The organism is Salininema proteolyticum (assembly GCF_042685645.1).
GTDB classification, from domain to species: Bacteria; Actinomycetota; Actinomycetes; order Mycobacteriales; family Micromonosporaceae; genus Salininema; species Salininema proteolyticum.
On the sequence record NZ_JBHUNX010000001.1, the window covers coordinates 1,635,500 to 1,649,085 of the forward strand.

Here is a 13,586-nt window from a genome sequence, read left to right on the forward strand (position 1 = left end):
CGGCGCGGAATCGGACATCGTATTCCCAGTTCATGGCTTCTATGCGGTAATGTGCCCCGGCCTGCGGAGGGTTCGCCCGTGATCGTTTCGCACACTTCAGGGAACCTTTGTTCGAAAAATGCCCGCCGGGCGTCGGACGCCCCTCCGAACGGGCCGTCGACCCCGCCGCCCCCGTCGGCTGTTCTGACGGGGGAGTGCCGTCCCGCCCCGGCCGCAACGCACGGCCGCCTCCCCGAGACCGGGGAAGGACCACCCGGAGCGGCGACTGGGAGAGGGCGGTGAAACGGGCTAGCATGGATGGTCGGCCCCTCCGGAGCCCGAGCGCCGTCCCCGAAGGGTGGCAATCCTCTCAAAGTGATCCGGAAACGCAGGCAGCGCCCGTGTTCGAAACACCGCGCCGCAGGGGCCCGCGGAGAATGTCAGACCCAGGGGATAGGTTCAGTCTGTGGCAGCCAAGAAACGGAATTCCTCCGACACGCTCGTGGTGCGCGGGGCGCGCGAGCACAACCTCAAAGACGTCGACCTCGACTTGCCCCGCGACTCTCTCGTCGTCTTCACCGGCCTCTCCGGATCCGGAAAGTCCTCCCTGGCCTTCGACACGATCTTCGCCGAAGGACAGCGCCGCTACGTCGAGTCGCTCTCGGCCTACGCCCGCCAGTTCCTCGGCCAGATGGACAAGCCCGACGTCGACTTCATCGAAGGACTCTCCCCCGCGGTCTCCATCGACCAGAAGTCCACCTCGCGCAACCCGCGCTCGACGGTCGGCACCATCACCGAGATCTACGACTACCTGCGACTCCTCTTCGCCCGCATCGGCAAGGCGCACTGCCCCGTCTGCGGGGAGGCCATCGGCAGCCAGTCGCCCCAGCAGATCACCGACCAGCTCGCCCAACTGCCCGAGCGCACCCGGTTCCAAGTGCTCGCGCCGGTCGTGCGGCAGCGCAAGGGCGAGTTCCTCGACCTCTTCGACGGCCTCCAGAAACAGGGCTACGCGCGCGCCCGCGTCGACGGCGAGGTCTACGCGCTAGCCGACGTGCCCAAGCTGAAGAAGCAGGAGAAGCACGACATCGAGGTCGTGGTCGACCGCATCAGCCTCAAACCCGAGGGCATGCGCCGCCTGACCGACTCGATCGAGACGGCGCTGGGGCTGGCCGACGGAGTCGTGGAGATCGAGTTCGTCGACAAGGACGAGAACGACCCCGAGCGCACGCGACGCTTCTCCGAGAAGCTCGCCTGCCCCAACGACCACCCGATCGCGCTCGACGAGATCGAGCCGCGCACCTTCTCCTTCAACGCCCCCTTCGGCGCCTGCCCGACCTGTTCGGGCCTGGGCGTCCGCAAGGAGGTCGACTCCGAACTGGTCATCCGCGACCACGAGGCCTCCATCCGCGACGGCGCGCTCGCGCCCTGGTCGTCGGTCGGCATGGGCGACTACTTCCTCTACCAGATCGTCTCGCTCGGCGAGGCGGTCGGATTCTCGGTCGACACCCCGTGGGAGAAGCTGCCGAAGAAGGCCCAGGACGTCGTGCTCTTCGGATACGACGAGGTCCTCCAGGTCGCCTACCGCAACAAGCGCGGGCAGAGGCGCGCCTACGAGACCCGCTTCGAGGGCGTCGTCCCGTGGGTGCAGCGGCGCCACGCCGACACCGACTCCGACTGGACGCGCGAGAAGTACGAGCAGTTCATGCGGGAGATCCCCTGTTCGACCTGCCGCGGCGCCCGCCTCAAGCCCGAGGTGCTGGCCGTGCTCGTCGAGGGGCGCTCCATCGCCGACGTGTGCAACCTGTCGATCGCCGACGCCAAGGAGTTCTTCGCCTCCATCGACCTCTCCGAGCGCGACGTGGTCATCGCGACCCCGATCCTCAAGGAGGTCAACGAGAGGCTCCGCTTCCTGCTGGACGTCGGACTCGACTACCTGACCCTGGCGCGCGCGGCCGGGACGCTCTCCGGGGGCGAGGCACAGCGCATCCGCCTGGCCACGCAGATCGGCGCGGGTCTCGTCGGCGTGCTCTACGTGCTCGACGAACCGTCGATCGGCCTGCACCAGCGCGACAACAACAGGCTCATCCAGACGCTCTCGCGGCTGAGGGACCTGGGAAACACCCTGATCGTGGTGGAGCACGACGAGGACACCATCAACACCGCCGACTGGGTCGTCGACGTGGGCCCGGGGGCCGGCGAGCACGGCGGCCAGGTGGTCTACTCCGGCGACGTCAAGGGCCTCAAGGAGAACCCCGGATCGCTGACGGGCGACTACCTGTCGGGCCGCCGCCGGATCGAGGTCCCCGCGATTCGCCGGGCGCCCGACACCTGTCGCCAGCTGGTCATCCAGGGCGCGCGGGAGAACAACCTCAAGAACGTCACCGTCCCCGTCCCCGCGGGCGTGCTCATGGCCGTCACGGGCGTGTCCGGCTCGGGCAAGTCCACTCTGGTCAACGACATCCTCTACAACACGCTCGCCTCGGAGGTCAACGGCGCCAAGCTCGTGGCCGGCAAGCACCGGTCCATCTCGGGTCTCGACAACGTGGACAAGGTCGTGGGCGTCGACCAGTCTCCCATCGGGCGGACCCCGCGGTCCAACCCGGCGACCTACACCGGCGTCTTCGACAAGATCCGCAAGCTCTTCGCCGAGACGCCCGAGGCGAAGGTCCGCGGCTGGGGCCCCGGCCGGTTCTCCTTCAACGTCAAGGGCGGACGCTGCGAGACCTGCTCGGGCGACGGCACGATCAAGATCGAGATGAACTTCCTGCCCGACGTCTACGTGCCCTGCGAGACCTGCCACGGCGCGCGCTACAACCGCGACACGCTCACGGTGCACTACAAGGGCAAGACGATCTCCGAGGTCCTTGAGATGTCCATCGAGGAGGCCGCCGGGTTCTTCGAGCCCATCCAGTCCATCCACCGCCACCTCAAGACCCTGGTCGAGGTCGGACTGGGCTACGTGCGCCTCGGACAGAGCGCCCCGACGCTCTCCGGCGGCGAGGCCCAGCGCGTCAAGCTGGCCTCCGAACTGCAGAAGCGATCGACGGGAAACACCGTCTACATCCTCGACGAGCCGACCACCGGACTGCACTTCGAGGACGTGAGCAAGCTGCTGGGCGTGGTCCAGGGGCTGGTGGACAAGGGCAACACGGTTATCACCATCGAGCACAACCTCGACGTCATCAAGTCCTCCGACTGGATCATCGACCTCGGTCCTGAGGGCGGCGACAAGGGCGGCTCGCTCGTGGCGATCGGCACGCCCGAGGAGGTCGCGGCCGTCGAAGAGAGCCACACCGGCCGTTTCCTCAAACCGATGCTCGACCACACGGCGACGGGCAAGGCCGCCGAGGCCGCCGCCAAGCGCGCCGAAGCGGGCAACAACGGAAGAAAGCACGGGAAGTAACCCGACCCAGTCGGGCCCGGCGGGAGACCGCCGGGCCCTTTTCCGTGCGCTCCCCTTCGGGTCGCGGCCGCGACCCGAAGGGGAGCGCCGTTTCCCACACCCTTCCCAGAGCGCAGGACCCGACCGCAGATGAGCGCCTTGGGCGGCCCGATCGCGTAGGCGGGTCCGGGAGTTCCGGCCTCGCATGTGCTGCGGCCTTCGCCGAAGGCGACGAGCCATTGCCCCATGGCGGCCCCGGACTCCGCCCCGCGAGTTCGACACCGGATCCCAGGCCGTTCATCGCGCATTCACAAGTCCCGGAACGGCCTTTGTCTCCGCCCGTCCTCAGACTATCGAGTAGAAGCCAAGGCGCAGACAGTTACCTGCTCATGTCGATCGCGTTAATGTTCGATCCGATCACTTGAAACAACCCATCACCCCATGATCTAATCGAAATTAATTGATCCCGATTTCGTGCAAGAACGCGACACCCCGCCACCTCGCGCCCCGATCGCACCCCGATCACTCACAGGAGACCATCATGCACCGCACCACAGGCGTTGCGCGACAAGCCATCGCCGTCATCGCGGCGGCCGCCCTGACCACCATCGGCCTCCTCGGCCTGGAGACCGCTCCCGCCGAGGCCGTCCGCCCGCCGGCCATACCCTCGGCGTCAACGGCGCAGTACGAGCTCGACCGGCTCACCGTCGCCGCCGAGTCCCACAACTCGTCGTACGACCGGGACCTGTTCCCGCACTGGAGCAGCGTCGGAGGCGGTTGCACCGCACGCCAGTTCGTTCTCCAGCGCGACGGGTCCAACGTCGAGACCGGCAGCGACTGCCAGCCCGACTCCGGTTCCTGGCAGTCCGATTTCGACGACACCTGGACCGAGGACGTCTCCAACGCCACCATCGACCACGTGGTGGCACTGCATGAGGCGTGGGGGTCCGGTGCCTGGGCGTGGAGCACGTCCGAGCGGGAGGCCTTCGCCAACGACATCGAGAACCCGCAGCTGTGGATCGCGAGCCGGTCGTCCAACAGCTCGAAGGGCTCCTACGACCCGGCCGAGTGGATGCCTTCGAACAGCTCCGTGCGCTGCGACTACGTCAAGGCCTGGATCCACGTCAAGTACACTTACGACCTCACCGCGGACTCGGCCGAGCACGAGGCCCTCCAGTCGCACATGACCGACTACTGCGGCACCTCGGGCGGCGACCCGGGCGAGGGCGAATGCACCGGCTCGAACGGCTCTTCGCAGACCATCGCCGAGGGCACCACGATCTCCTCGACCGTCGACCTGGACTGCGACGGATCGGCCTCGTCCTCCAGCTCCGTGACGGTGAACATCAGCCACCCCTATTACGGCGACATCCGCGTCGCCCTGACGGCACCGGACGGTTCGTACCGGGTGCTGCAGGAAAGCGGTTCGGGATCCGGGAACTTCGGGTCGCGGACCTACAACCTCGACCTCTCCAGCGAGTCCGCCTCCGGCACCTGGACGCTCAAGGTCACCGACACCTACGACGGCGGTTCGACCGGCACCCTGAACGGCTGGACGATCAGCGTCTGACCCACCGCGGCGCGGGTCCGGCGGCCGACCGCCGGACCCGTTCCCAACGCAGAGCGGCGAAATGCTACAAGAGCTTCTTGGCGAAGCGCAGCTCTGAAATCTGATCGTCGATCTTGCGGCGGTCGCCAGAGAGCTTCCAGAGTTCGCGCAGCCCTCGGAGGGCGAAGTCGCCCAGCTTGCGGCTGTCCTCTTGGCCTATCTGCTTCGTTCCATGAGCGAGTATCGAACGGTTTCGGATGTCCGCCAAACCGCGAAGGTGTTTCAGGGCCTTGGTGCTTCCCAGGCGGAAGCGTTCGATGAACGGGTCCTCCATGATGTACAGCAGCAGGGCCGCGTCCACCATGCCGACGGTGAACGGCAGGTCGGACGGTCTCTTTCCGTACACCTGCTCGGCGATGTCGGAGAACGCGGCGGTCAGCTTGTGCTCGTCTGGCGAGAGGGCCTCCCATCGCGGTGCGGAAACGTTCAACCCGAGCTCGGCCAGCCGCTGGGCGAAAATGCTTTCCAGCGTCCGGTAGTAGAGCAGAGCCGCGAACTCGTGCCGTTCAAGGTGCGAATAGTGTTCGGCGAGGAGGAAGAAGTTCAGCGTCCACGGGCGCCCCCTGTCGCCGGCCGCGAGCTCTCCCAGGAATACCAGCTGGGCCTCGATCTTGGACTCCATCTGCGGAGAACACTGGTAGGCCCTGTCCTTCAAGCGATCGCGCATCACGTCGACGGCCGTGCCGAGGCGATCGAAGTCCAGGTCGACCCAGGTCTGGTAGAGGGCGGACAGGTCGCGGCCGAACCGTGCCTTCGCCGGAAGCGGCGCCGAGCCGGCGATGTCCCCGAACCGCTGGCGCGCCGCGCCGTAACCGCCGTTCGCGAACTCCGTCGCGGCCGCGTCGCTGGCCTTGTCGCCGAACATCTTGGTGGGGTTGTCGAGCAGCACCAGGCTCTCGGTTCCCGGTTCCGACTGCCGCAGCGCTGAATCGAACGTCCCGTCGATATAGCACATCTGGTAGTCGAGTTGGGCGGCGGCGAGCGCGCCTCCGGCCGTCATGGACTTCTTGCCTCCGGTGATGTCGATGACGACCCGCGGTTCTTCGACCGCGAATCGTTTGACGTCGTCCACGGCCTTCTGAACGCGCTCGTAGAGGTCGTGGGGGTCGAGAGGGTCGACTTCCTGAAGCTTGACGCATGAGGGCGGCAAAGCCACATGGGACTGTATGAAGTTGAATCCGTCCACGGCCTTGTGCGAGGCGAGGACGAGGAGCTGCTTGGGGCGGAGGAACGCCGAGGCGAAGACGGTGACCTCGGGGGAGTACCCCGACAGGCTCACCAGGAGGTCGATCTCGGGGTAGGCGCCGGGGTCGGTGGACACCAGGGCCTCGATGCGCTCGACGGCCGCGGGGACCAGTACCGTTCTGCGGTACCGGAGGATCTGCTCCTCCCGCGTTCCGGCACCGTAGGACTCCTCGCCGGACTTGATGCGGCGCAGGCGGTCGCTCATGGACTTCATGGGATCTGGCATTGATCCAACGTTACGAGCGGCGTCGGCGTTCCCGTAGACGCTGATCGGCAGGAGCGGGTTTTGTCGTCAACGCGACAGATCGTGAGGGATCCTATGCTTCAGGGATATGCGTTAGCTTGAATCGATGGAAAATGACGACCCCCTGCAGTTCCTGAAGCGCGCCAGTGAATCCGATCCACCCGTATCCCTGTCCGTCACCGAACTCCTCCGACTTTGGGGAGAGGAACGACGCTCGGCGGACGTGGTCGAGCGCATTCGGACGGACTTGGCGCAGTTCGGCCTCACCACCGACCCTCCGTTCACACGGGTGTGGCCGGAGAACACGGTGACACTGCGGAGACGCCGTCCGAACGAGGGATCGGAGCCCGAGGACTATGATTCCGAAGGCGCCCTGCGGTTCGCGCATCTGACGTCCGCCAGCCGGAGGGTCCACACGGTGAGGGAGTCCGACTCGCTGGTCAAAGCCTGGACCGAAATGGTCGACCGGGAGCATTCCCAACTGGCGGTCGTCGGTAAGGACGGCGACTACCGCGGCGTCGTCACCGAACGGAGCATCGCGGCAGCGCTCTTCAAGCCCGCCAAGCCGACCACGGTCGCCGAGGTGACTGTCAGAGACCAGCGCCCGGTCATGGGCGACAATCGCGTGCTCGACCTCCTGGACGAGGTGTACGCGGCCGGCTTCGCCGCGATCGTCGACGACGCCCAGCGGCCGATCGGCATCGTCACGGTCGGCGATCTGCTGCGCGAGTTCGTCATGCGCCACTCGCCCATCCTGACGATCGGCGTCATCGAACTGCGAGTCCGCAAGCGGGTCGCCGAGCGCATCGACCGGAAGGTGCTGGACAGGCACCTCCCGAAGCGGTCGAAGGGCGATCCCGACGCGGCTCTCACCCTGGGCAAGTACGCCCATATGCTCCGGCCCCTCGAACACTGGGAGCGGCTCGGATGGGTCATCGACCACGACTATTTCCTGCGCATGATCGGGAAAACGGCGCGCATCCGCAACGAGATCACCCACTTCTCGCCGGACCCGCCCTCGGCGGAGAGCCTCGCCGACATCGAGGCGTTCGCGCGGACACTCCATGAACTGACCTGACGTTCGAACTACCGATACGGAGTCCCACCCATGAAGAAAGCACTGACGCAACGTGAACGATTCATCCTCCTGGCCCTCATGGTCCACCGGCCGCCGGAGGACGTCACCAACCCCCAGCTGAAGGACGCCTTCGGCGTCGATGTCAAGAAGGGCGAGCGCGAGAACCTCGAGAAGGCCGGATTCCTGGCCGCCGTACGCGCTCGCGGCCATGGCAATCCCTTCATGTACGAGTTGACGCCTGACGGGCGCCGCCGCGCCGTCGAGGAGCTGGCCGGAAGTCCCGACCCGAAGTCGACGGTCAATGTCCGCGTCGTGTACGCCCTTTTCAACGCCGTCCACCGGTTCTTGGAACGCAACCACCTTTCGGGCGAGTCCGTGCTCTCCGACGAGGACCGCGACGGCGGAGGCGACGTTCCGGTGCCTTCCAACACCGGCAGGGTCGAGAAGGAGTACCGCAATTTGGTGGAGGGCCAGTCCGCCTGGGTGCCGATGCGGGAGCTGCGCGAGTCGCTCTCCTCGATAGAGCGGGCCGAGCTGGACGACACCCTGCGGATCCTCTACAACCGGCGTTTGGTCAGGATGGTCCCGGAGGCCAACCGCCGACGGGTGACCGACGCCGATGAAGAGGCGGCCGTAGAAGTGGCCGGGACCCGGATGCACTGGGTGGCGTTCGTATGACCTTGACCCCGGAGGAGCGCAAGGCGCTCGAGGCTCTTCGGAAACTGGAACCCGTGGTGCAGTCCACCGACGTGTGGCGGGACTCGGAAGTCCACGTGGACCTGCACAATCAGCACGCGGTCCAGGACCTTCAACGCGGCCTGGCGGAGGCGGCCGAGCGGACGCGGGGAAACACGCTCAGCCTCGTATTCCACGGTCGGACCGGGTCGGGCAAGACACACCTCATCCGCCAGGGGCGAATGAGGCTGGAGGACAAAGGCGGCCTGTTCGTCCAGTTCGACATCCACAAGGACGAGGACTTCGCCACCGCCGCCCTCCTGTCGTTCGTGTCGAGCCTGACCCAGGGAATGGACGATCCGGGGCAGCAGGTGCGCCAGCTGCTGGTGAAACTGCTGAAGAAGGCGTCTCTCCCGGACGACCCCCAACTGCCCGTGCTGGAAGGGGACCCTACTCCGGAGGCGGTGGAGGCCGTGGTGAAGGCGGTCGGGCAGTCCTTCGGCACTGCGCTCGACGGCGCCGCCAGGGACGTCGTCCGAGCGCTGTGCCTGCTCGGCTCCAATATCCCCAAGTATCAGGACTTCGCCGAAGACTGGCTGTCCTGTCGTGACGAGACGGTGCGCGGCAGTCGGGAGGAGTGGGGCATCCGCTCGGCGATGCGCCGTCCCCGCGATCTGCTGTTCGCCTTGACCAGGGTCGTCTCACTGGTGGGGCCGGTGATGTTCAGCGTCGACCAGATCGATGAGCTGGTGGATCGGGCGAATCTGGACACCAGGGGCGTCGGCACCGAACAGGGCCGGAGCGAACAGCTGGACAACCTGGCCAAGGGCCTGATGGACTTCATCGACTACACCCACCGGGTCGTGATCGTCGTATCGTGCTTGCCGGGTTCGTGGGAGCGGTTGAAGACGTCCACCATAGACTCCGTGCCGGAACGGTTCTGGTCGCCGCGCGCATTGGATCCCAACGTCAGCACGGACGCGGCGAAGTCGATCATAGCGGGGCATGTGAAGGCTCGGCTGAAAGGTGTGGACTTCAAGCGGCCGTGGAGAACGTGGCCGGTGGCCGATGAGGCGTTCAAGGGCGACCAAGTGAGCACCCCGCGCGAAATCGTGCGCCGTGTGAGGGAGCACGTGGATCGCTGCCTCGATATCGACGAGTTCACTCCGCTCATGTCACTTGCCGGTTCCGGTACCGCCCGCGAAGCGGAACCCGCGCCCCAGTCGGGCGAACCCCTCACCGCCCGGTTCGAAGAGCTGGTCAAGCAGGCCGACGTCTCGGACGCGCGGGCGCACGGGAAGGAGGATTCCGATCTTCCGCCGCTCCTGCTGGCCGGGCTGCGTGCGTACGCCGAAGAGACCGGCAGGGCGATGACGGCCAGGCCCCAGCCGAAGAACAAGCTGGGGCAGCACGAGATCCACGTGGCCGTGCGGGAAGAGGACCGCCGGTGGTGCCTCAGGGGAATCTCCAGCAGCAAGGGGTCGGCTTTCAAAGGCAGGCTGCGGTGGCTGTTGGAGCGGTCGGGAACGGAGAAGGACTCCAAAGTCTCGGCGGTCGCTCTGCGTACCCGGCCGTGGGATCTGACGGACACGATGAGGCGGAATCTGAGGGCCTTCGAGAAGAGGGGGCTGACAGTGGTCGACCTCGGGGTGGAGGATCTCAAGGTCTGCTGGGCGCTGAAGGCGCTGGAGGACGAGCGTCCCGGGGATTACGCGGAATGGCTGCGCGCGAACAGGCCGATGAGCCGGACCGGGTTGATGCGGCAGGTCTTCGAGGCCTGAGGGACCGGGCGGGAAGGCCGACTCGGCAACCGGCTCGGCTTTCCCGCCCACGTTTCCGCCCGGGTGAAGCGGTTCGTTCGGGCCGCCTTGCCTTTCCCCGGTCAGCCCGGCTGGCCGGTCGGCATGACGGTCACCTGCTGGAGGTTGACCCGATTCGGAAGCGACGCGAGGAACGCGATGGTCTCCGCGACGTCCTCGGGTGTGAGCGTCTCGATCGACTCGAACATGGGCTCGAGCCAGTCCCTGATCTCCGGGACGGTCACGCGGCCCGCCAGCTCTGTCGACACGAGCCCGGGCTCGACTGCCGAGACGCGGACGCCCTTGACGCCCAGCTCGGCACGCAGCGTTTTGGACATGTGGGTCACGAAGGCCTTGGTGCCCGAGTAGACGGAGAACTTCTCGAAGAGGTTCTGCGCGGCGATGGACGAGATATTGACCAGGTCGGCCCTGCCGGAGGACTCCGCGGCATCGGTCAACTGCGGGAGGAAGGCGTCCACCACGGTCATGAGCCCCTTGACGTTCACGTCGATCTGGCGTTCGGTCTCGGCGAAGCGCCGGTCCTCGAGCGCCGAGGGGAGCATGACCCCGGCGTTGTTCACGACCAGGTCGGCCGGTCCGAAGTCGCTCCGCACCCGCTCGGCGGCCCGGCGGACGGAGTCGGCGTCGGTGACGTCCACCGTCAGGGCCAGGGCCGTTCCGCCCTTGTCCGCGATTCGAGAGGCCGTCTCCTCGACGCGGTCGGTCCTCCTCGCCAGGAGGGCGACTTTCGCGCCCCCTTCGGCCAGGCGGAGGGCGGTGGCCTCTCCGATGCCGGACGAGGCGCCGGAGATCACGGCGACGCGGTTCTCGATGTCGTTCATACGTTTCCTTTCGACCGGGGCGTTTCCCCGTGGCACCAAGTCCACCACCGCCCCGAGGCCGGATCCACCGGTTGCCGGTCCCCGCCGTAGGTGGTACTCGCAGTACCCGATAACGGCTTGTCCGCCGGGACGGGCCGCGCCACGATGGGGCCATGGACAACGCGGCGTCTACAGCAGAGTTCCTCACCTCGCGCCGGGCCCGCCTCGGCCCGGCCGAGACCGGCCTGGCCGACGACGGCCGGCAGAGGCGGGTGCCAGGCCTCAAACGAGACGAAGTGGCGCGCTTGGCGCATATAAGCACCGAGTACTACACGCGGCTCGAGCAGGGCCGCGCCCGCAATCCGTCGCCGGAGGTCGTCGCCGGGCTGGTGAAGGCGCTGGGCCTGAACCACTCCGAACGCGCCTACCTGGAGCACCTGTTGAAAGGCGGTTCGGCGGCGGAATGGCGTCCCGCCCAGCGCGTGCGCAAAGGCATGGCGCTCATGATGGACAGCCTCTCCGCGGTACCCGCCTTCATCGTCGGCAGGCGCCTCGACGTGCTGGAGCAGAACGCCCTCTCCCGCGAGGTGATGGGCGATATCCGCGCCGCGCCTCCCGCCGACCGGAATCTGGCACGGTACTGCCTGCTCGACCCGTCGGCGAGGGAGCGCATCCGAGACTGGGAGCGGATAGCGGCCGAGACGGTGGCAGTCCTGCGGTACGAGACGGGCCTGCGCCCGGACGACCGGGCCCTGGCCGCTCTGGTCGGCGACCTGCGCGAGGGGTGCCCGGAGTTCGCCGGCTGGTGGGACGACCACGCCGTCCTGCGCCGCACCCACGGCCGGAAGTACTACCGCCATGCCGAGGTGGGCGACCTCGACTTCCACTACGAGTCGTTCGAGGCGCCGGGGGACGCCGACCAGACTCTCTGCGTCTACAACGCCGAACCGGGGTCGGCGACGGCGGAGCGGCTGGCCTTCCTGCGGATGAAGCTGGAGGCGGGGGAGAGGGGTGCCGTATGGAGCGGGGCAGGGCGGGACGGCTTCCGTCCGATGCGGAGTTTACGTCCGCGTCCCGGTTTCGGCGGAGGTTCGGCGCGACCAGGCATAGATCTGTGTATTCCATTGTGGCAGAAGGAAAAGCAGCTCGACGACCGCCTTGACGGATCGGTCCGGACGTAGTTCACTGGGGACATGCCCTCCCGACGACTCAGGCTCGACCTCGACCACGACAACTGGATGAAGGTCTTCAGCTACGGCGGCCTGGTCCTCTCCCTGGTCCTCTTCCTCCCGTTCACCCTCATGGCCTTCGACACGGACATCTTCGCGAAGTCCATCGAGACCCCGTTCGGCACGGGCGCCGGAACGGTCGGATTCGTCCTCGTGCTCCTGTGGGGCCTGAGCCTGCCGGTGCACGTCGCGGCCTGGGTGATGCACTTCGTCCAGTCGGCCCGCTCCTACCGGGGGCGCACTCCGGCGAAGCTGCGGATGCTGCTCTCCTACTGGCCGGTCGCCGCTCCGCTGTTTCTGACCGCTTGGGGCACTTGGGTACTCTGAATGCCGCGGTACCGCGTCAGACCGACCGGTGGCACAGGGGAGTATTGTCGGAACATGAGCCAGTACACGCCGAACCCCCATGAGCAGTACTACGGAGCGGGACGTCCGCCGTCCGTTTCGAGACGCCGTCGGTGGTGGCTCGGAGGTGTGGCGGCCGTCGTCGCGGCGGGTCTGATCGGAGCGATCGCCCTCATAGTCGCGCAGCCCCGGACCACCGAAGGAGCCGTGGAGATTCCGCCTGCCCTGTGGGAACGGCTCGGCGTCCCCGCCGACACGGAGACGAGGCCGACGGTGGACCTTCCGAACGAGGAACCCCCTGGGGAACTCGTGGTGGAGACCGTCGTCGAGGGAGAGGGGAAGGCCGTCGCCGAGGGGGACACCGTGGTCACGCGGTACTCCATGTGGCTGTGGTCCACCGGTGAGGAGTACGACTCGTCCTGGGAGCGGGGAGCGCCGTTCGCAGTCGACCCGGTCGGCTCCGGAATGGTCATCAAGGCCTGGGACGAGGGGCTGGTCGGGGCGAAGCCCGGCGAACGCCGCCTCATAGTCGCTCCGCCGGACAAAGCCTACGGCGATCGCGGTTTCGGTGACGGGACCGAAGGCGAGACCCTGGTGTTCGCGGTGGATGTCCTCGAAGTGTCCTGAACAGGCCCCTGCCGGGGATCGGGCGGTATCGAGCATGCCGCCACCGGAAGGAATTACGATCGTCCGGAGGCCGCCGCCGAACGGTTCGAGCGGTCCGTGGAGCTGGGCCACGGACGGGGAGGACATGGCCGCCTCCTCCTGATCCGGCTTCGACCGCTGAGCGCGGCCGGGCCGCGGGGGTTCCGCGGCGAGCCGGCGTTTCACCGGCGCCCGTCGGCGGATAACCGCTTGCGCCCCGGAACCGCGGTCGGCGAGAATACCGGCGAGACACCCGTTCCGACCCGAGGAGGCGCATGGGCCACCGTTACCCCGTCCCGTCCTGACAGGGGTGGACGCCGCAGTCGGTGCGGCGGGACCCACACCTACCGCCGGCTCCAAGGAGGTCCCGGGAGACAGTGGCCGCCACAGTCCCCAACAGCGGTCGAGGTCCGGATTGCCGCATGTCGGCATGAAGCCGGAGGCGGAACTAATCGCCCGCACGGGCGGTGAACCGGTCCCTGCCCCGCCCAGCCCGATGGCCGCGCCCGGCGCGGTGAGAGGAAACCGAACC

10 protein-coding genes are annotated in these 13,586 nt (G+C 67.3%); 8 read left to right on the top strand and 2 right to left on the bottom strand.

Going from position 1 to position 13,586, the window contains the following annotated elements; translation table 11 throughout:
- The first annotated feature begins 445 nt into the window (after window positions 1–445).
- Both uvrA and ACFTE1_RS07680 read left to right on the top strand, forming a co-directional pair.
- Window positions 446–3,385 (top strand): excinuclease ABC subunit UvrA, encoded by a 2,940-nt coding sequence (gene uvrA / locus ACFTE1_RS07675; RefSeq protein WP_380621869.1) that lies wholly within the window; start codon window positions 446–448, stop codon window positions 3,383–3,385.
- A gap of 520 nt (window positions 3,386–3,905) precedes the next feature.
- The gene (locus tag ACFTE1_RS07680; RefSeq protein WP_380621867.1) at window positions 3,906–4,934 is read left to right on the top strand and encodes a proprotein convertase P-domain-containing protein; all 1,029 of its coding nucleotides are present in this window, start codon (window positions 3,906–3,908) and stop codon (window positions 4,932–4,934) included.
- A gap of 64 nt (window positions 4,935–4,998) precedes the next feature.
- On the opposite strand, the gene ACFTE1_RS07685 is transcribed toward ACFTE1_RS07680, so the two are convergent.
- Window positions 4,999–6,444 (bottom strand): TIGR02710 family CRISPR-associated CARF protein, encoded by a 1,446-nt coding sequence (locus ACFTE1_RS07685; protein WP_380621865.1) that lies wholly within the window; start codon window positions 6,442–6,444, stop codon window positions 4,999–5,001.
- A gap of 124 nt (window positions 6,445–6,568) precedes the next feature.
- Here ACFTE1_RS07685 and ACFTE1_RS07690 point away from each other — a divergent pair, with 124 nt between their 5' ends.
- Genes ACFTE1_RS07690 through ACFTE1_RS07700 form a run of 3 tightly spaced genes read left to right on the top strand, consistent with a single transcriptional unit; the run spans window position 6,569 to window position 9,996 of the window.
- Window positions 6,569–7,540: a CBS domain-containing protein gene (locus tag ACFTE1_RS07690; RefSeq protein ID WP_380621863.1), complete on the top strand. Its 972-nt coding sequence runs from the start codon at window positions 6,569–6,571 to the stop codon at window positions 7,538–7,540.
- A 30-nt stretch (window positions 7,541–7,570) separates the two neighbouring features.
- Window positions 7,571–8,218, top strand: coding sequence for a hypothetical protein (locus ACFTE1_RS07695; protein ID WP_380621861.1), 648 nt, complete (start codon window positions 7,571–7,573; stop codon window positions 8,216–8,218).
- On the top strand, window positions 8,215–9,996 hold the full coding sequence (locus ACFTE1_RS07700; RefSeq protein ID WP_380621859.1) for a hypothetical protein: 1,782 nt from the start codon (window positions 8,215–8,217) through the stop codon (window positions 9,994–9,996). The genes ACFTE1_RS07695 and ACFTE1_RS07700 overlap by 4 nt, the downstream gene beginning before the upstream one ends.
- A gap of 101 nt (window positions 9,997–10,097) precedes the next feature.
- Here ACFTE1_RS07700 and ACFTE1_RS07705 read toward each other — a convergent pair whose 3' ends face one another.
- A complete protein-coding gene (locus ACFTE1_RS07705) occupies window positions 10,098–10,856 on the bottom strand; it encodes an SDR family oxidoreductase (protein ID WP_380621857.1) in 759 nt (252 codons plus the stop codon).
- 152 nt (window positions 10,857–11,008) lie between these two features.
- On the opposite strand from ACFTE1_RS07705, the gene ACFTE1_RS07710 reads away from it, so the two are divergent.
- Genes ACFTE1_RS07710 through ACFTE1_RS07720 form a run of 3 tightly spaced genes read left to right on the top strand, consistent with a single transcriptional unit; the run spans window position 11,009 to window position 13,036 of the window.
- Entirely contained in the window at window positions 11,009–12,016 is a 1,008-nt protein-coding gene (locus ACFTE1_RS07710) for a helix-turn-helix domain-containing protein (protein WP_380621854.1), read from the top strand.
- A gap of 12 nt (window positions 12,017–12,028) precedes the next feature.
- Window positions 12,029–12,391: a hypothetical protein gene (locus ACFTE1_RS07715; RefSeq protein ID WP_380621852.1), complete on the top strand. Its 363-nt coding sequence runs from the start codon at window positions 12,029–12,031 to the stop codon at window positions 12,389–12,391.
- 54 nt (window positions 12,392–12,445) lie between these two features.
- Window positions 12,446–13,036: an FKBP-type peptidyl-prolyl cis-trans isomerase gene (locus ACFTE1_RS07720; protein ID WP_380621850.1), complete on the top strand. Its 591-nt coding sequence runs from the start codon at window positions 12,446–12,448 to the stop codon at window positions 13,034–13,036.
- The last annotated feature ends 550 nt before the right edge of the window (window positions 13,037–13,586 follow it).